Source organism: uncultured Algoriphagus sp. (genome assembly GCF_963974365.1).
GTDB lineage: Bacteria > Bacteroidota > Bacteroidia > Cytophagales > Cyclobacteriaceae > Algoriphagus.
Window position 1 is genome coordinate 215,688 of sequence record NZ_CAXBBX010000003.1, and the last position, 18,982, is coordinate 234,669.

Annotated in this window: 17 protein-coding genes; 5 read left to right on the forward strand and 12 right to left on the reverse strand. The window is 40.0% G+C overall.

The window, feature by feature from the left end:
* The first annotated feature begins 7 nt into the window (after positions 1-7).
* The gene (locus tag AACZ87_RS05445; protein WP_339865604.1) at positions 8-1,345 is read left to right on the forward strand and encodes a TolC family protein; all 1,338 of its coding nucleotides are present in this window, start codon (positions 8-10) and stop codon (positions 1,343-1,345) included.
* A gap of 3 nt (positions 1,346-1,348) precedes the next feature.
* On the forward strand, positions 1,349-2,662 hold the full coding sequence (locus AACZ87_RS05450; RefSeq protein ID WP_339865605.1) for an efflux RND transporter periplasmic adaptor subunit: 1,314 nt from the start codon (positions 1,349-1,351) through the stop codon (positions 2,660-2,662).
* A 109-nt stretch (positions 2,663-2,771) separates the two neighbouring features.
* Here the strand turns inward: AACZ87_RS05450 and AACZ87_RS05455 are convergent, their stop codons facing one another.
* The 3 genes from AACZ87_RS05455 to AACZ87_RS05465 are packed head-to-tail and all read right to left on the reverse strand — an operon-like array spanning position 2,772 to position 6,139.
* Positions 2,772-3,362: a Maf family nucleotide pyrophosphatase gene (locus AACZ87_RS05455; RefSeq protein WP_339865607.1), complete on the reverse strand. Its 591-nt coding sequence runs from the start codon at positions 3,360-3,362 to the stop codon at positions 2,772-2,774.
* Positions 3,343-4,641 carry a DUF1015 domain-containing protein gene (locus AACZ87_RS05460; protein WP_339865609.1) on the reverse strand — a complete coding sequence of 433 codons (1,299 nt, stop codon included), beginning with the start codon at positions 4,639-4,641 and terminating at the stop codon, positions 3,343-3,345. Before AACZ87_RS05460 ends, AACZ87_RS05455 begins: the two co-directional genes overlap by 20 nt.
* Position 4,642: 1 nt before the next feature.
* Positions 4,643-6,139: an acetyl-CoA carboxylase biotin carboxylase subunit gene (locus tag AACZ87_RS05465; RefSeq protein ID WP_339865611.1), complete on the reverse strand. Its 1,497-nt coding sequence runs from the start codon at positions 6,137-6,139 to the stop codon at positions 4,643-4,645.
* A gap of 179 nt (positions 6,140-6,318) precedes the next feature.
* Here AACZ87_RS05465 and AACZ87_RS05470 point away from each other — a divergent pair, with 179 nt between their 5' ends.
* Entirely contained in the window at positions 6,319-7,569 is a 1,251-nt protein-coding gene (locus AACZ87_RS05470) for an aminotransferase class I/II-fold pyridoxal phosphate-dependent enzyme (RefSeq protein ID WP_339865612.1), read from the forward strand.
* A gap of 102 nt (positions 7,570-7,671) precedes the next feature.
* Positions 7,672-7,848: a histone H1 gene (locus AACZ87_RS05475; protein ID WP_111611123.1), complete on the forward strand. Its 177-nt coding sequence runs from the start codon at positions 7,672-7,674 to the stop codon at positions 7,846-7,848.
* Between the two features lie 66 nt (positions 7,849-7,914).
* Here the strand turns inward: AACZ87_RS05475 and AACZ87_RS05480 are convergent, their stop codons facing one another.
* From AACZ87_RS05480 to AACZ87_RS05510, 7 genes are all read right to left on the reverse strand, one after another.
* Positions 7,915-9,756 (reverse strand): M1 family metallopeptidase, encoded by a 1,842-nt coding sequence (locus AACZ87_RS05480; protein ID WP_339865843.1) that lies wholly within the window; start codon positions 9,754-9,756, stop codon positions 7,915-7,917.
* A gap of 121 nt (positions 9,757-9,877) precedes the next feature.
* The gene (gene rfbB / locus AACZ87_RS05485; RefSeq protein WP_339865615.1) at positions 9,878-10,930 is read right to left on the reverse strand and encodes a dTDP-glucose 4,6-dehydratase; all 1,053 of its coding nucleotides are present in this window, start codon (positions 10,928-10,930) and stop codon (positions 9,878-9,880) included.
* A 1-nt stretch (position 10,931) separates the two neighbouring features.
* Positions 10,932-11,984, reverse strand: a complete 1,053-nt coding sequence (locus AACZ87_RS05490; protein ID WP_339865616.1) for an NAD-dependent epimerase — start codon at positions 11,982-11,984, stop codon at positions 10,932-10,934.
* A gap of 129 nt (positions 11,985-12,113) precedes the next feature.
* On the reverse strand, positions 12,114-13,280 hold the full coding sequence (locus tag AACZ87_RS05495; protein WP_339865618.1) for a glycosyltransferase family 4 protein: 1,167 nt from the start codon (positions 13,278-13,280) through the stop codon (positions 12,114-12,116).
* Positions 13,281-13,369: 89 nt separating this feature from the next.
* Positions 13,370-14,314 carry a hypothetical protein gene (locus AACZ87_RS05500; RefSeq protein ID WP_339865619.1) on the reverse strand — a complete coding sequence of 315 codons (945 nt, stop codon included), beginning with the start codon at positions 14,312-14,314 and terminating at the stop codon, positions 13,370-13,372.
* A gap of 134 nt (positions 14,315-14,448) precedes the next feature.
* A complete protein-coding gene (locus AACZ87_RS05505; protein ID WP_339865621.1) occupies positions 14,449-14,649 on the reverse strand; it encodes a helix-turn-helix transcriptional regulator in 201 nt (66 codons plus the stop codon).
* A 50-nt stretch (positions 14,650-14,699) separates the two neighbouring features.
* Positions 14,700-15,116 carry a hypothetical protein gene (locus AACZ87_RS05510; RefSeq protein ID WP_339865623.1) on the reverse strand — a complete coding sequence of 139 codons (417 nt, stop codon included), beginning with the start codon at positions 15,114-15,116 and terminating at the stop codon, positions 14,700-14,702.
* Between the two features lie 183 nt (positions 15,117-15,299).
* Here AACZ87_RS05510 and proC point away from each other — a divergent pair, with 183 nt between their 5' ends.
* Entirely contained in the window at positions 15,300-16,100 is an 801-nt protein-coding gene (gene proC, locus AACZ87_RS05515) for a pyrroline-5-carboxylate reductase (protein ID WP_339865625.1), read from the forward strand.
* Positions 16,101-16,389: 289 nt separating this feature from the next.
* Here proC and AACZ87_RS05520 read toward each other — a convergent pair whose 3' ends face one another.
* Both AACZ87_RS05520 and gatB read right to left on the reverse strand, forming a co-directional pair.
* Positions 16,390-17,487: a TlpA disulfide reductase family protein gene (locus AACZ87_RS05520; protein WP_339865627.1), complete on the reverse strand. Its 1,098-nt coding sequence runs from the start codon at positions 17,485-17,487 to the stop codon at positions 16,390-16,392.
* A gap of 16 nt (positions 17,488-17,503) precedes the next feature.
* A complete protein-coding gene (gatB, locus tag AACZ87_RS05525; protein WP_339865629.1) occupies positions 17,504-18,964 on the reverse strand; it encodes an Asp-tRNA(Asn)/Glu-tRNA(Gln) amidotransferase subunit GatB in 1,461 nt (486 codons plus the stop codon).
* Between the last annotated feature and the right edge of the window lie 18 nt (positions 18,965-18,982).

Consider the following 18,982-nt stretch of genomic DNA (forward strand, 5'->3'; position numbering starts at 1 on the left):
CTACACAATGAGAAAATTCCTACTAGGCTTTGCCTTGGTGACTGGGATTGGTTTTTCATCATTCGCACAAGAAACAGTTACCCCTTCCTTTCCTATTGATTTGGAAACTGCTGTTGAAGTTGCTTTGAAAAACAACCTGACACTAAAAAGAAGTGAACTAAATCAACTCTCTAATGAAGCCACCTTACTTCAAAATCAGGGATCTAGATACCCAAGTCTAACAGCTGGTGGCTCATCTAATTTTAACTGGGGTAGATCCATCAACCCGGCTACCAACTTGTTTGAAACCCAGCGAATCGGTAACATTAACCTGAACGCTTCTTCCAATGCTACTTTATTTAATGGCGGCAGAATTAACAACACGGTAAATCAGACTAAGACTATTTTGGAGCAGGGGCTTTTTAATATTGAAGCTACTAAAAACACCATTACGCTAAATGTGATTAATTATTACGTCAATGTAGTTTTTAATCAAGAGCAAGTAAAAATCTCTGAGAACCAACTCAAAACGACTCAAGATCAATTGGCTCGGACCACTAAATTAGTGGATGCAGGTTCATTGCCATATTCGGATCAGCTGGATCTGCAGGCTCAATTAGCCACAAATAATGTGGATTTGATCAATGCAAAGGCAACCCTGAATGGTTCTTTATTAACTTTGGCACAAGCACTGCAAATCCCTTATACAAGCGATTTTGAAATTGAGAAGCCAGAACTAACTGTGGATGACACATTTATGGTAACTGAGTCATCTTCTACTATTTACCAGACTGCCGTAGAAACCATGCCAGAAATCAAAGCTGCATCACTAGGAGTTCTAAGTGCAGAATATGGAATTAAAATGGCCAAAGCAGGATATTATCCAACGTTATCAATATTTGGAAATTTGGGAACAAACTATGTGGATCTTTATGAAGCAAAATTTGGAGAACAGCTAGACATCAACTTTTCTCAGGCTGCAGGTTTACAATTAAGTGTTCCGATATTCTCTAGAATGAACAATAAAGCAAGCGTTCAGCGTGCAAATGTTCAAAAGAGTTTGGCAGAAGTCGCCGAATTGGAAGCTAAGAACCAATTGAGACAGGACATAGAAACTGCTTTCACAAATGCGTTGGCATCTGAGCAATCTTACCAAGCTTCACTGACTAGAATTACGAGTTTGGAAGAATCATTTAGAATCGCACAGCAACGCTTCGAATTGGGAGCTATAAATTCAGTAGATTTTCAGGTGGCTCAAAACAACCTATTTTCTGCTCAATCTCAACTTGTTTACGACAAATACACCTACATTTTCAGAGTAAAAGTTCTAGATTTTTACCTGGGCAATCCAATTAATCTTAATTAAACCATGGCCAATAAGAAATCAAATAAGCTATTGTATTACCTCTTTGGTGGAATAGTAGTCCTAATTATTTTTGCTGTAATCGCTAAAAATGCTGGATGGATAGGCGGAGCAAAAGAAACTCAAGTAGAAGTAGCCACTGTGAAAAGAGTCTCTATTGTAGAGAAAGTAAGTGCATCTGGAGAGATTCAGCCTGAAGTAGAAGTAAACCTTAGTCCTGATGTGGCAGGTGAGATTATCTCCTTGAATGTAAAAGAAGGTGATTCTGTCGCTTCTGGAATGCTTCTAGTGAAAATCCGACCTGATAACTTCATATCTGCATTGGACAGAACCAAAGCTAACTTCAGTCAGCAGGAAGCTAATCTATCTCAATCCCGTGCTGCCCTTCAGCGGTCTGAAGCGCAATTCACTCAAACGGAGCAAAATTTCAACAGACAAAAGACTTTGTATGAATCAAAGGCTATTTCTGATGCCGATTTTGAACAGGCTCAAGCAGATTTCATCTCTGCCCAAAAAGATTTAGAAGCAGCCAAACAAAGTGTTCGTGCCTCAGAATTCGTAGTGAAAAGTTCTCAGGCATCTGTAGATGAAGCATCTGAAAATCTAAGATTGACCAATGTTTACTCTCCTGTGAACGGGATTGTTTCCAACCTTTTGGTGGAGCAAGGGGAACGTGTAGTAGGAACTCAGCAAATGGCTGGGACTGAAATGTTGACTATTGCGGATCTATCTAAAATGGAAGTTCGTGTCGATGTAAATGAGAATGATATCGTAAGATTGAGCTTGGGAGACACTACTATAATAGATGTAGATGCCTATGCTTACACCAGTAAGACGTTTAAAGGCATAGTGACCAGTATTGCTAACACCGCCAATGCAAAAGCATCTTCAGACGCAGTTACTGAATTCAAAGTGAAAATCAGAATCTTGAATGATTCTTACCAAGATCTAGTTGACGAAGGAAAAAAATACCCTTTCCGTCCAGGAATGACTGCATCTGTTGAGATCCTTACAAACTCCAAAAACAATGCGCTTTCTGTTCCTTTGGCTGCTGTGACCACACGTGAGAGTAAGCAAGACACTTTATTAGCTGGGACCACCCGTGCAAAGGAGTTGGTTTTTATCAATGATGGTGGCGTTGCCAAAATAAAAGAAATCAAAACCGGTATTTCTGATTTTCAGAATATCGAAGTATTGGAAGGCTTAGCTGAAGGAGATCAAATCATCTCAGGACCTTATTTCATTGTAAGTAAAGATCTGAAGGAAGGTGATAAAGTAGCTCCTGTAGAAGGCAAAATCACAGCAATCAAAAAAGATTAATAGTTAGAATTCGAAAGAGTATTCTTTTCACTTTTTAACAATAAAAACCCCTGTGAACTACGTTTCACCGGGGTTTTTATTGTAGCTAGATATCCTAAATCATAAGACTTTATTGCCACTTTTTAAGTTGTGTATAGATCAGGTGCAGCGGAAATCCCATCACGTTGTAATATGAACCTTCTATTCTCTCCACTCCCATAAACCCAAGCCATTCCTGAATTCCATACGCACCAGCTTTATCCATGGGCTTGTATCTATGAATGTAATGCCAGATCTCATCTTCTTCCAGAAACCGGAACGTCACTATCGTCTCATCTTCCAGCGTGATTTGTCTTGTTTTATCTCTAAACGTGACTGCTGTCATCACTGAGTGAGTGGCACCAGAAAGACTTTTCAGCATATCAAAAGCTTCCTCTTCTGAGTTTGGCTTCCCTAGCACATGACCATCAGAAATCACAACTGTATCTGAAGTGATTAAGATCTCGTTTTCAGCCAGCTCGTCGTCAAATGCTTCTGACTTTAACTTAGAAAGGTAAGCTGCTACATATTCTGCTTGTATATCTTTCGGTATTGTCTCATCCACCGAGTTGACTTTCACCTCAAACTCCACTTCCAACCCTTTCAATAACTCCTGACGCCTCGGGGAATTAGAGGCTAGTATAATTTTTTTGCTTTTAAGGTTACTTAAAAAAGGCTCCATATTCGAATTCAAATTCATCTTGTTTAATACTGGCGAATAGTAATCCGCCGAGTGCTTTTGGGTAGAAATAGGTGGATTTCTGTGGCATCACTTCACCACTCCTGCAAACTTCCAATACTTGTGCTAATTCTAATTCCCGAGTAATCACCGCGAAACTTGCTTTACCTAAGCGCACTTCTTGAATGCATCTGGAGAAATTACGTTCGTAAACTAGCTGGTCAGAATTTCTTTGATCCGCCACTGCAATGCCCAAAATCTTCGCAAAAAGCACCTCATGAAGCACTGCAAGATCAAGCTTTCGAATGCTCTCGGGCAAATGCTGGTTGATCTCACTCTCTTTTCCTGCTTTCAAGTGCAAGGTGTAGCTCTCCTCTCCCATTACTAATCCAAAGGTATACTGTTTATGAAAAGCATACGCACCCAATTCCTCAGGATCTGCAAATTTCTTCACAATAAACCATTGATTGATCTTTTCGAGAAACTCTTCTTGTGATAGCTCCAATCCGTAAAACAGCCGATGTGTTGGAAGGATTTTCAGATGATTTCCACTCGTATTTGTGAGATACATCAGGTGATAATCATAGCCTTTCCATTTAGTATCAGGCAGTTTACCCTGCATCGATTTTCTATATTCAATAGCTCCTTCTAGCCTGTGGTGTCCATCAGCAAGAATCACCTGCTTATTTTTTAATACCTGAACAAACTCCCGAATAATCACGGGATCCTGAATCACAGCCATGACTTCGCGCACGCCTTGGTAATCTTCAAGTTCATACAAAGGCGCAGCAATCACCTCATCCATGTATTTCTCGAGCTCTTCCTCAGGATCCACATATAAGCCATGAGTTGGGCTCGCTTGGATTTGTGTTTTACTCAAGAGTTCTATTCTATCATTCACCGCAGACACGATGGTATTCTCATGTCTTAAAATCACTTCATCACTCCAATCATAAGCCTTGATCTGCGCTATAAATCCCTTTCTGCAACGCTCGTCATGCTCTCCCGGAAGTCTGAAGTACTGATAATACACATAAATCCCTGGCAAAGTATCCTGCTCGATGATTCCTTCTCTTTTCCATTTGATGACTGTTTCCAGAGCATTTTGAGCAGGATCACTTCCTTGAGGTACGGAGAGATGAATACTATTTAGCGGATTTTCATAGAGTAACTGCCGCTGTCTTGCTGAAACTACATCAAATAGCGGTGCAGTTAATTCCTCCATTTTAGGCGTCAAAGCTTCAGCATATCGCCAAGCTTTCACTGGTAATATCTCTGCCATGTTACTGAAGCCTATTTCTCCACGCTGATTCCTCCTTGGCTGTTGAATCAGACTGGAAATTTCCCGAAGTCTTGTTCTTAGTAAAAAACTCCACTGCCAAGGCAGAAAGTAATTCCAACTCTGACTCCGAAAACTGCTGATCCAACACTGATGGAGTGAAATAATTCTCTACAAACTTGGTGTCAAAATTTCCGCTTATAAATGCTTCATGCGTGATCGCAAACTTGCAGAATTCTAGTGTAGTCTGAATTCCAACAATCTTATAATCATCGATGGCGCGTACCATCTTTTCAATTGCAGCGGTTCTATTTTCTGCGTGCGTTATCAGCTTCGCAATCATAGGATCGTAATAGATGGGAATATCCATTCCTTCTTCGAATCCATCGTCTACTCTGATTCCAGCTCCTTGTGGCCGCTTATAGGTAGTCAATCTCCCAATATCTGGAAGGAAATTATTTGATGGATCTTCAGCGTAAACACGAATTTCCAGTGAATGTCCGTTAATTTTCAGGTCATCCTGAGAAAATGATAGTGACTTACCCTCAGCCACCAAAATCTGCTCTCGTACTAAATCCTTCCCCGTGATCATTTCTGTGACAGGATGCTCTACCTGAAGTCTGGTATTCATTTCCAGAAAATAGAAGTCCAATTTCTCATCCACAATAAATTCCACCGTACCAGCTCCATAATAATCACATGCTTTCGCCACGCCTACTGCTGCTTCGCCCATAGCCTTTCTCATCTCTGGCGAAACCACCGCTGAAGGTGCCTCCTCTATTACTTTCTGATGTCTTCGCTGAATAGAACACTCCCGCTCAAAAAGGTACACAATATTTCCATGCTGATCTCCCAGTACCTGAATCTCAATGTGCCTGGGAGAAGTAATGTACTTTTCTATAAAAACTGCGCTATCACCAAACGACGATTGAGCTTCGCTCACTGCACGCTGCATTTGCTCTTCAAACTCCTCCTCATTCTCGACTATCCTCATTCCTTTTCCTCCTCCGCCGGCACTGGCCTTGATCAATATTGGATAACCAATCTCTGAGGCTCGAGCTTTGGCCACAGGAATGTCAGAAATTGCTTCTTCTGTACCAGGAACTAAGGGAATATTGTATTTCGCTACTGCCTGCTTCGCTGCAAGCTTAGATCCCATCACTTCGATAGCTTCTGGAGAAGGACCAATAAAAATCAATCCTGCCAGCCTTACTTTTCTAGCAAAATCCGCATTCTCAGAAAGAAATCCATACCCAGGATGAATTGCATCCACTACTAGATCCTTGCACACTTCAATGATCTTCTCCCCCAATAAGTAGGACTTAGCGGATTGGGGAGGACCCAAACATACCGCTTCATCAGCGAAAAGTACATGTGGAGAAAGTCTATCTGCCTCACTATAAACAGCTACCGTTGCTATGCCCATTTCGCGGGCTGTCCGCATAATCCGCAAGCTGATTTCTCCCCTATTTGCAACAAGTATTTTTTTGATTTTTGCCATTATCTCTGGTATTAAAAGCTAATATTTTGGGTTTTGGCTAAATAAAGAAAATATTCTGAGCTTTGTTAAGAATCACTTGTTTCACCAACGATTTTTGTTTGGGAGGCATTTAAGTTTTATTTTTGTCGGATTTTAATGAACAGATCATTAAATCCATTATCACTTAAATTCGAAACGCTTTGGATCTATTTGCAAAATTAAAAATGAACATGGGCCCCTTGGGCAAACACTCTGAGTTTGCAGACGGCTATTTCTCCTTCCCAAAACTTGAAGGGGAAATTGCTCCGAGAATGAAATTTCAGGGGAAGGATGTTCTAACCTGGAGTTTGAATAATTACCTAGGCCTAGCAAATCATCCTGAAGTACGTAAAGCTGATGCTGATGCGGCCGCTGAATACGGTGCCGCTTATCCTATGGGCGCACGTATGATGTCAGGACAAACCACCCTTCACGAGCAATTAGAGGATGAATTGGCAGCATTTGTCAAGAAAGAAAAAGCCTACCTATTGAATTACGGATACCAAGGTATCATGTCGGTGATCGACTCGCTTTTAGACAGAAAAGATGTAGTTGTTTATGATTCTGAATGTCACGCTTGTATCATCGATGCGCTTAGAATGCACTTGGGTAAGCGTTACGTTTTCCCTCATAATGACATTGAAAACTGCGAGAAACAATTAGAAAGAGCCACCAAACTTGCTAATGAAACTGGCGGAGGAATCTTAGTAATTACCGAAGGAGTCTTCGGGATGACAGGAGATCAAGGCAAGTTGAAAGAAATCGTTGAGCTCAAGAAGAAATTTGAATTCAGACTACTAATTGACGATGCGCATGGTTTTGGTACCATGGGTAAAACCGGAGCAGGTACAGATGAAGAGCAAGGAGTTCAGGATCAAGTAGATCTTTACTTCTCCACTTTTGCTAAGTCTATGGCTAGTATTGGTGCCTTCATTGCGGGTGATCCTGAGGTGATTTTGTTCTTGAGATACAACATGCGTTCTCAGATCTTCGCCAAGTCTCTTCCAATGCTTTTGGTAAAAGGTGCCTTGAAGCGTCTTGAATTACTGAGAACTCAGCCTGAGCTTAAAGATAATCTTTGGACAATTGTTAACGCACTTAGAAAAGGCCTTCATGAGAATGGCTTTAGCACTGGGAAATCAAATTCTCCTGTTACCCCAGTAGTACTGAACGGTACTGTCGGTGAAGCTGCTGCCTTGACAAAAGACCTTAGAGAAAACTTCGGTATCTTCTGTTCTGTAGTAATTTACCCTGTGATACCTAAAGGAATGATTATCCTCAGACTGATTCCTACAGCTGTTCATACTTTGGCAGATGTAAAAGAAACGATCACTGCATTTGCTGCAATAAAGGAGAAATTAACCAGCGGTATTTATAAAAATTCCGAGTTTGCAATTTCGGTTGGTGAGTAAAAATAATTCAAAAAAAATGCCCTCTGGATTGATTTAGCAAGTATTTGGGCTATATTGAATTGTAAATAAACTTATCATCAACTCTAAAAACACACTTTTACTATGAGCAAATTTAGTGAAGTAAGCGAACTCGTTAATTCTCTTAAAGACGATTTTGAAAAGTTCTATGACAAGGGAAATCAGGCAGCAGGTACCCGAGTTAGAAAAGGAATGCAGGACTTGAAAAATATGGCTCAGGACATTCGCAAAGAAGTTCAAGACATGAAGAACGCAGGTTGATTCCCAAAACAAAAAAAGGTGACTAATTAGTCACCTTTTTTTATGTGTAATGAAATAAAATGGAGTTTAAAACTCCACTTTATTATTGTCCTCATTGATATCTGCGAGTCTTTTGCTAGGGTCAATCTCGATAGATTTGATGCTATCTGATTTTTTATTAATCGTAATGGTCTTAGTAAGATTAGTCCATGGCCAATCCTGGGAAATCGCTCTGGAAGGAGCTCCAGCTTCAGGAGCTTTTTCACCTCTCATGATTTCCAATGGCAAATAAACCATCTCCGAGGTACCATCCTTGTATGTAATGACCAAATCTATAGGCATTGGCATTAAACCTATTCGCTCTAACGTGATTTCAGTCTCTTCACCTTGGCCTTTTACAGATTTAATTCCATAATCGATCGTTTTGGTAGTATATACAAAGTATTCTTTGTACCAATCCAGTTCCAAGCCGCTCTCTTTCTCCATAATGCGTACAAAATCATTCACATTTGGGTGCTTGAAGCTCCACTTGTTGAAATAGCTATGTATTCCTTTGTCTCTAGCTTCCTCGCCAATAATATAACCCATTTGAGCCATGAATACGGCACCTTTAGAGTAAGCAGCAGCACTGTAAGCTGAATTGGTATTGTAATGATCCGAGTGAGTGCTCATCGGCTCTTCTTTACCAGAACTCACCAATCTATAATACCCTGCATATGAACCTCTAAGCGGGTTTTCGCTAGGACGGAAAATAGCAGAAGAGGTTAGAGAAGCAGCATAGCTGGTAAATCCTTCGTCCATCCATGGGTAAAGCGCCTCATTGGTTGCGATGACACCCTGATACCAGCTATGTCCCAACTCGTGAATCATTACACCTACTAGGCCATTGAGGTTACGACCACCAGTCACCAATGTCGACATTGGATATTCCATACCACCATCTCCGCCTTGAATCACTGAGAACTGCTTGTATGGATATTGACCAAAATGCTCAGACATAAACTCGATAGCCTTAGGAGTATAATCCATCAGTTTTACCCAGTTTTCAGTAACATCATCACCTGGAATATATAAATGATGAACTGTCACGCCACTTTCCATAAGAAATTTATCGTGTCGGTATTTAGGATCTGCGGCCCACATAAAATCATGTACCTTAGGCGCTTTGAAATGCCAAGTCAGGTTCTCTCCTTTTGCAGGAGCTACGTTTACTCCTTCATCTTCATAGCCATGACCTATCTCATTTGGGTTTTGCAAGTAGCCCGTTCCTCCAAGTACATACGTTTTATCAATGGTGATTTTCACATCAAAATCTCCCCAAATACCATAAAATTCGCGACCGATGTAAGGATTCGCATGCCATCCTTGCTCATCATACTCAGACATTTTCGGATACCACTGAGACATAGAATACCTCACTCCTTCACCACTATCTCTTCCTGATCTTCTTATTTGTAGAGGTACTTGACCATTGAAGGACATTTCAAACTTAACATCTGAATTTGGCAAAATCGGCTCTGTAAGTTCTACTTCAAGTATAGTCCCTACTTCACTATATTTCAATGGCTTACCATTCATTGTCAAGCTACTCACGCGTAAGTAACCAATCTCATCTGGCTTCAATTTGCTAATTCTATCTCCAACTCTGCGATCAGGGTCAGCAATACTTCTAGACCGCTCATCCATCATACTACCTGGCTGAAAAGCATTATAGTATAAATGATAAAAAACCCGGTCCAACGTGTCAGGAGAATTATTTGTGTAGATCAATACCTGCGTTCCTTTGTATTGATTGGTTTCGACGTCCATAGTGACGTCCATTTGATAATCAGCAGCTTGTTGGAATCTTCCTGTTTGTGCAAAGATTTCACTGCTAAGTATCATTAAAAGAAAAAGCCCATAAACAGGCTTAGCCAACTTAATATGCATAGTGATTATTTTTTTGACAAAGAAAAGTAAATCCAAAAGCGTTCCAAAACCACCTGTAAAAAACAAGGGCACCAGAATCATTCTGGTACCCTTGTTTAAAATATCAAGTCCTTTAAACTATTTAACTTTCGTAATGCTTATCGTAATACTCCTGATATGCACCGGAAGTCACATGATCAAGCCACTCCTGATTATTCAAATACCAATCGATAGTAATTTCTATCCCCTCTTCAAACTGTAAACTTGGCTCCCAGCCTAGCTCATCTTTGATCTTGGTAGCATCGATGGCATACCGCATGTCATGTCCGGCTCGGTCTTTTACGTAAGTGATCAGTTTCTCAGAAGTTCCAGCATCACGACCTAGCTTCTCATCCATTTTTTGGCAAAGTAACTTTACTATATCAATATTCTTCCATTCATTGAATCCACCAATATTGTAGGTTTCTCCAGCTTTTCCTTGATGAAAAACTGTATCTATAGCTCTCGCATGATCTTTCACAAATAACCAATCACGGATATTTTCCCCTTTACCATATACCGGCAGAGGTTTGTTATTTCTGATATTGTGAATGCAAAGAGGAATCAGCTTTTCAGGAAAATGGTTTGGACCATAATTGTTTGAACAATTCGAGACCACAGTTTTCATTTGATAGGTGTTCGCATAAGCTCTTACAAAATGATCTGATGCTGCTTTAGAAGCTGAATAGGGAGATTGGGGATCGTATGAAGTAGTCTCCAAAAAGAACCCACCATCATGCAAGGAGCCATAAACTTCATCCGTAGAAACGTGGTAAAACAAGTGCTCAGAGAGATTATCCTTCCAGAATTCCTTTGCTGCATTTAACAAATTGACAGTTCCAAAAACATTGGTCCTCACAAAAGCCAATGGATCAGTGATTGATCTGTCTACGTGTGATTCCGCTGCCAGATGTATTACATCTGTGATGTTGTGCTTTGTAAAAATAGCTGCAAGTGCTTCTGCATCCTGGATATCAGCTTTCTCAAAAGCATAATTTGAAGCTCCTTCTACAGCTTTTAAATTCTCAAGATTTCCAGCATAGGTCAACGCATCGAGGTTGACGATCTTATATTGTGGATATTTTTCAACGAAAAGTTGTACAACATGGCTGCCGATAAATCCGGCTCCACCTGTGATCAATATTGATTTGCTCATCTTATTTTTTGTAATAGTCTAAATACCAATCGGTGAAAGATTTCACTCCCTGGTCAATTGGTGTATTTGGTTTGTAGCCTGTATCTCTTACTAAATCAGAAACTTCTGCGTGAGATGAAAGTACGTCTCCTGGCTGCATTGGAAGCAAATTCATTTCGGCTTTTTTGCCCAATCCTTTCTCCACAGCATGTATGTAATCCATCAATAAAACTGGAGCAGAATTCCCAATGTTGTATACTTTGTATGGAGCTACAGAACTTCCCGGATCAGGATTCTGCCCATCAAAATCAACATTTGGACGTGCGGGCCTATCTGCAACTTTGATCACACCTGTCACTATATCATCTATGTAAGTGAAGTCTCGCTTCATTTTGCCATAATTGAACACCTGAATCGGCTCACCTTTCACGATGGCTTCTGTAAACAGGAACAATGCCATATCTGGTCTACCCCATGGACCATAAACCGTAAAGAATCGCAAGCCTGTGGTAGGAATATTGAACAAGTGACTGTAGGTATGCGCCATCAGCTCATTAGACTTCTTTGAAGCTGCATACAAACTGATCGGGTGATCTACTGAATCAGAAGTGGAGAATGGCATCTTCTCATTTGAACCGTAGACAGAACTGGAGGAGGCATAGACCAAATGCTGGACTGGATAAAAGCGACAGGCTTCCAGTATATTCAAGAAAGCGACGATATTACTTTCTATATAAACTTCTGGATTGCTCAAAGAATATCGAACACCCGCTTGAGCAGCCAAATGGATGACTACATCAAACTTTTCTTGTGCAAAAAGATCAAGAAGTGTTTCCTTAACAGCAAGATCCTGCTGGATAAATCTATATGTTGAATTGGTTGTAGATTGGACAATCTGCCCCTTTTCCACTTGCTCTCGATGAATTCCCATATGCTCAAGTCGAGCATATTTCAGATTGATATCGTAGTAATCATTGATTATGTCTAGCCCGACTACCTCATCTCCTCTGTTCAAAAGCTGCTGTGCAACGTGAAAACCAATAAATCCGGCAGTTCCGGTAACCAGGTATTTCATATGATTATGATTTGTCTTTTAAAGGCCAATCTGAATCTAGCATACTAAATAATCATCTCAGGATGTGACATTTCTGTCATGCTTGATTTCATAGGTGAAAATTCAAGTGTTTTGACGCCTAAATATAAGCTATTCCACGCTATCGGCCTCCTTCAAAAGGAACTGGTATTGAGTGAAAATCTCATTTTGAATTTGAGTTCGTTCATAGTTTTGACAAACTTCTTGGTAAAGATTAGCCGCTAACTCTGCTATTTTGTCGCGTTTGACATAGGAAAACTCCATCGCCTCCTTCAAAATTTCCACATTTTTAACAGGAAAAATTAATCCAGTTTTCTGCTGAGTGATTACATCTGTATTTCCAATAATATCTGAACAAATCACTGGAAGTTCCATCGCTCCTGCTTCAAGAAGCACATTTGGAAAACCTTCACGATGTGATGGATGAACTAATACATCTGCCAATGCTAAGTAATGAGCTACATGGTCAGACCAATCAATCTGAACAATTCTAGGGTGATCAGTGATTATTTTAATTGTCTCAGGACTGAGCGGATTTAGATCCTGTTCAAAACTTCCCAGAAGCACAAGTTTGGATTTACCTACGATTTTCGAACTCAAAAAAGCATCAACCAACTCTTCGATTCCCTTGTCTTTGACCAACCTACCAACCGAAAGCATGATAAAATCATCCTCTCCCGGAAGAATCCGCATGGTGGCAGCTACTAAATGGTTTTCCTTCAAAACTCCTCGGTTAAACTTCTCCAAATCCACTCCATTTGAAGACCCTTTACCGATTACTGTCAATTTCTCAGAAGGGCATAGATTATTCTCAATCACAAAGTTTTTTAAGCCAATAGAATTTGGCCAAACATGAGAAGCATAGCTGTAGGTAATCTTCTCCATTTTCTCCAGAAGACTCTTTTTTCCACCTTCAGCAGCCATGTATGGAATCCCCGCCAGCGTGTGGATCCTTACTTTCACACCAGCTAATTTCGCAGCAATCATCCCCAACAATCCCGCTTTTGGGGTATGTGTGTGCACAATATCAGGTTGCTCTTTCTTGATTAACTGATACAATTGCCACAGACATTTTAAATCTTGGAATGGAGTAATTTTACGGGTAAAAGGAATCACCTCATGCCTAACTCCTTCCTCCTTGACTACTTTGGAAACTTCTCTGCCATCGGCACTTACCATCAGTACATCCCAACCCTGCTCCCTCATAAACTTCATTTGACCAGCGAGTAGCAGTTTGAGAGAAATCGGAACGGTGGTTATTCTAATAAGTTTAGGCATCAAAAAGGGTTTCTATCTAAAACGACGAAGGTAAGACTTTTGAGTCTTTTAACCCTGAAAAAATGCAAATGGTATTCCAAAAAGTAGGCTTATAGAATTTCAATTGTTCGAATTTCGACTTTAATTTTTTGATCAGAGCCAACACTTCTTATTTCTTCTGAATAAATAGGCCAACCCCAACCATGAATTACTGAAACATTTTCTACAGTATTTGAAAGTGAACCAACTTCAGCCATCAATCCATTCAATTCTTCCTCCGTGGCTTTTGGCATCATAATTTTCAGTACTAATCTCGTTTCGGAAACTAATTGCTCAGAATTTGCTTCTGAAAGCGATACTATCCTATAATCATTGTCTTCAGGAAAAATTTCTTCCAAAAGGACATAAACCTGGGTTTCCAACCTATTCTTCCCTAATACATTTGGAGAGTTTATAACCCCGGACATTTCCTCTCCAAGTTTGTATTCAGCACCGTGAAAATTAAGAAACTGCAAGACATCCTTAATGCTTTGTGTTTCAATGGAATTCTTGGTTTTATAGCTTGCGAAGGTTTGATCCACCATTTCATTAATCTGAGGGACGTTTCCAAACATCGACTTAAGAGTATCTCCGCTCTTTCTATAAAACTCACTAATATCTTCCCAGTTTGTCACCTCTTGAAAAGCTCCATATTCATCTGTTCGAAATTTAACTAATGAACCCTCCGAAATTGTCATCAACTTTTCCATTAAACTTTGGTATGCAGAATCCCTTTCCCCTAGATTCAATACAAAATCCCGATATGTCCAAGACACTTCATAGCTGTTCTCTGTACTATCCAAAACCTCCATATCTACCACATACGCTATCTCATTCCATTTACTCGTGTCAGTACCTATTATTTCAAATGAAGCTAGCGTAATTTGGTAGGAGTTAGTCTCTTTTAAATCCCAGTAAGCAATTGTTCTCACTGTGGAGTCTTCCATGTTAATCTGTGAATATGCTACCTGAGACATGACCACAAGCATGATCAAGAGAGAAATTTGTCTTTTCATAAACTTTCAAATAGTCCGCAAGAAAGGTAATTTCTCGAATCAAACTACTTCTTCTTTTTTCAAAACTTTAAAAATTCCAAGAAGTACTGCATACAATCGAGTTGTTCTCCATACCTAAAACAGTAATAACTAGTTCAATCCCCTTCTTCCAACTCAAAAATCTCCTCTAGTCTAATTCCAAAGATCTTTGAAATCTTAAGAGCCAAGACAGTGGAAGGCACATACTTCCCAGCCTCAATACTGTTGATAGTTTGCCGGGACACACTGACTTTTTCCGCCAGATCCTGCTGTGTCAAATTATGTCTGGCACGCTCAATTTTTATGGTATTTTTCATTTATGGCAATAGTACTTTCGGTATTCAAACTAATTACAACACATTAATCCTTAATCCTTTGAAGCCATAAACTTCTGATATTGAAATGCTGCGTAGATGTAAGCGTTCAACAAGAACAATACTAAATAGGCTGTGAATATCTCTGAGTTAATACTATCAAAGCGTAGGTAGTTGGTTAGCATTAAAGCACTAATACCCCAAATCAGCCAATAAGAGCCTGTTTGAAATGCCTGAAGTCTGAACGACTTAATCATCTCATCTTCATCTTTCTCTCTGGAAAGATTCAGCAACCCAAAGCCAATTGCCCAGCAACCGTAAATCACTTGGGCAGATTCATCCGGACTTATATCCATCTTAGTAATAGCCATCCCAATGACTAGGATAACAGGAAGCGGGAAAAACATAAACGCTACTTTCTTCCAAACAGGAGAAAGTAATGGCACATGTAATATTGATTTCTCTTTCATAAGACAAAATTATTTTACCAAATGTAAAACAAACTTTACTTTATGTCAAGCTTTTTTGTCTACCATTTTTAAATTTAAAATTGACTAAAGGAATTAAACCTGTACAATATTTTATGAATTCGCATAAAAACAGTCGTATTGTTTACCTTTAAACAATAAATCCAATCAAAAATTATATTTTCTATGATTTCGAAAATGAAAATAGCCATCATCGGCTGTGGTAACCTGGGAGCATCTATTGCAAATGGCTTGTTGGGAAGAGATGATTTTGATCCAAAAAACTTAACGCTTACCAAAAGGCATATAGATAGTCTGGGTGATTTTGCTGCAAAAGGGGTGAAAATCCAAAGTGACAATGTATCAGCTGCAGCAGGAGCAGACATCATCATTCTAGGTGTGAAACCCTATAACATCACTCCTATTCTGAACGAGATCAAACCTACTCTAGATCCTACTAAACAAATCATCATCTCGTTGGCGACTGGAATAACGTTGGCAGAAATGTATCAGGTAATTGATCCTACAAGTATTGCCTTCCGAGCCATGCCAAATATTGCGGCGGACATTCAGGAATCGGTGACCTGTGTTTGTTCCCAACATGCCAATCTGGATCAAATTCAGCTGGTTTCAGAACTATTCGATGGTATTGGATTTACTATTCCAATTGACGAAAGCTTGATGGAAGCAGCAACTGTGTTAGGCGCTTGTGGAATTGCCTATGTGTTGAGGTTTATGAGGGCTATGATCCAAGGTGGAATTCAAATCGGTTTTGATTCGGTCACAGCAAGTAAGATAGTAAACCAAACTGTAAAAGGTGCTGCAGAATTAATGATCCAAAAAAACATGCATCCCGAAGCTGCTATAGATAAAGTAACCACACCTAAAGGCTGCACAATAGTAGGATTAAATGAAATGGAGCACCAAGGGTTCAGTTCAGCAATGGTAAGAGGGGTTATTGCCAGTTACGAGAAAATAGCGAAATAATCGATTTGGTAATGAATTAGTAATATTCAAGGAATATTAAATCTAAATCAGGAAAAATTACTATTTAATTCAATAAGAATAGCTTTATCATTGTTTTTCTTTTGAATCTTTTCACTAGATTTGTCTCGGGTGATAAACAACTTTTGCAATTCCTTTTTCAATGAAACGATTTTTAAAGGAAGGACTGTTTGGTACTTTTTCTTCCTTCCTTTCATGTTTCTCTTTCCATCAAAAAAGCCTTCCGATATAAATCAGAAGGCTTTTTTGATGGTTTCCTCAGAGCAAAGGATCAGTTAAAAATCTCTTCAAGCTTAGCCCTCAGACTGGGGCCACGTAGGTCTTTTCCAATAATTTTTCCATCTGGATCTATTAGGTATGTGGCAGGGATTGCATTTACCTGATAGAGCTCCGCTGCTACGGAATTGAAATATTTCAAATCAGAAACCTGAGTCCAGGTCAATCCATCTTCCGCAATTGCATCAACCCAAGCTTCTTTGGTCCGGTCTAATGATACTCCAAAAACCTCAAAACCTTTGTCCTTATATTCATTGTAGAGTTTGACCACATTTGGATTTTCCTCCCGGCATGGCTTACACCAAGCTGCCCAAAAATCAATCATCACATATTTACCACGTAAATCAGAAAGCTTTACAGTCTCTCCGGCAGGATTTGGAAGTTCAATTTCAGGCGCTACTTGCCCCATGGATAATGCTCTCATATCATCCAATTGCTGCTTGAGCTGAATAATTGTCTTCGTCTCTGGATACTTCTCATCTAATTTGGCAACTAGACTATCCATAAACTGGAAATCATTCTTAGGATTCAGAAGTCCTATAGCCGCCAAAGAAGCAAAGCTATCTCCCATACTGTTGATCACATTCTTCACTTCAGTTGACTGGTTACTTTCCAAGGCCATTGCATCAGTTTGAATCTGCTTTATTGCTTCTGTATCATTTTCCCCCATCGCTTTATAATACGCTTCATTGAGAGCATTGACCTTAGTCTGATAAGCCTCCATAAGCTTTTCTATCTTCAGCATCTCCTGAGAATCCTTTGAGCCTTCAATCGCCAAGCTCTCAGGATTTGAAAAATCATAAGCAACTTTCACGTCATCTTTAAAAAGAGCCAGTCTCACTGACTTTTGCCCATACAAATTCAATTCATAGAATGTAGGAGAATCCACTGCTACCTCATATTCAAATTTACCTTTGTTATCCAGTTGAAGAGTATCTAGAACCTTAGGACGACTTTCAGTAAATTGGGAAAGTATCACTGCCCCCGCAGGCGCATTTTCTATAGTACCTGAAATTTGAACTTTCCCGTCATTTACCTTCTTTTCCTCACAGGAAAAAATGGACAAAAGGATAAGTAAAACAATACCGTTCATTCGATTTAACATGGGGTTATTTCTCTAATAATTCTGTCAATAATTTCGTCGCAACTTTTGGGTCTGCTTTTCCTTGGGACTTCTTCATCACTTGTCCCATAAATAAGCCCATTAAGCCTTTTTTACCGGACTTATATTCTTTCACCTTTGCTGCATTTGCTTCCAAAACCTCCTCTACTATAGGCCTTAGCGAGCCTTCATCACTCTCCTGAATCAAATTCAGTCGCTGCGCTATTTCCATCGGACTTTCGCTTACACTCTTCAGCATTTCCGGGTAGAGATTTTGCGAAGCTGCTGTATTACTTACCTTTCCAGCATCGACCAAAGCGATCAACGCAGCAAGAGAATCGGTACTGATAGGGAAATCTACGATTGAAAGAGATTGCTCATTCAAAGAGGACTTCACAGATCCCATCATCCAGTTAGACGCTGCTTTATAGTTTGGGGTTTTGGAGCAAAGCTCATCAAACCATAAGGCAACTTCCTTCGTCTCCGTCAAAAAGCTCGCATCATAGGCAGGAAGACCGTATTCCTCCACAAACTTTTTGTGAAGATCTCTAGGCAGAACTGGCATGCTAGCTTTGACAGCATTTAGCCATTCGTCGGAAATTACCACCGGGCTCAGATCCGGTTCAGGGAAATAACGATAGTCGTTCAAGTCCTCTTTGGTACGCATACTAGCAGTGAGTCCAGTATTTGCATCAAAAGTTCTGGTTTCGGAAATCACCTCTTCACCAGCTTCTATCAAACCTATCAGGCGTTCATGCTCATGTTCAATGGCACGGAATACATTGCGGAAGGAATTCATATTCTTCACTTCTACCTTTTTGCCTAATTCTTTTGAGCCTTTCAGCATCACAGACACATTGGCATCGCAGCGTAGCGAACCTTCCTCCATATTTCCATCACAGATATCTAAGTATTTCACCAGCTTTTTCACCTCAGCAAGAAAAGCGTAGGCTTCTTCTGGGCTATGAATATCAGGCTCAGTTACGATTTCTATCAATGGAGTACCGGCGCGGTTAAAATCCACTAAAGTATCCGGTTCTTCAGCTAGGTGAATGGATTTTCCGGCATCCTCTTCCATATGGACACGGTTGAGAATCACATCCTTTTTACGGCCGTCAGCCAGCTGAATCGGTACAGTCCCGCCTACGCAAATTGGACCTTTGTCCTGTGTCAACTGATAGCCTTTTGGAAGATCCGGATAAAAGTAATTTTTGCGGGCAAAGACATTGTGTCGGGTAATCTCAGAATTACAAGCCAACCCCATTTTGATGGCATAGGCAATTGCTTTCCGGTTGACTTTCGGTAAGGTACCAGGGTGACCAAGGGTAATTACCGAAATCTGTGTATTCGGCGATTTGCCATACTCGTTAGCATCAGCAGCAAACATTTTACTCTCAGTCAAAAGCTGCGCATGCACCTCCAAACCGATGATCAATTGATATTTATTCCTTAATTCTTCGCTTAGCATCCGCGCATTTTTTTCTAT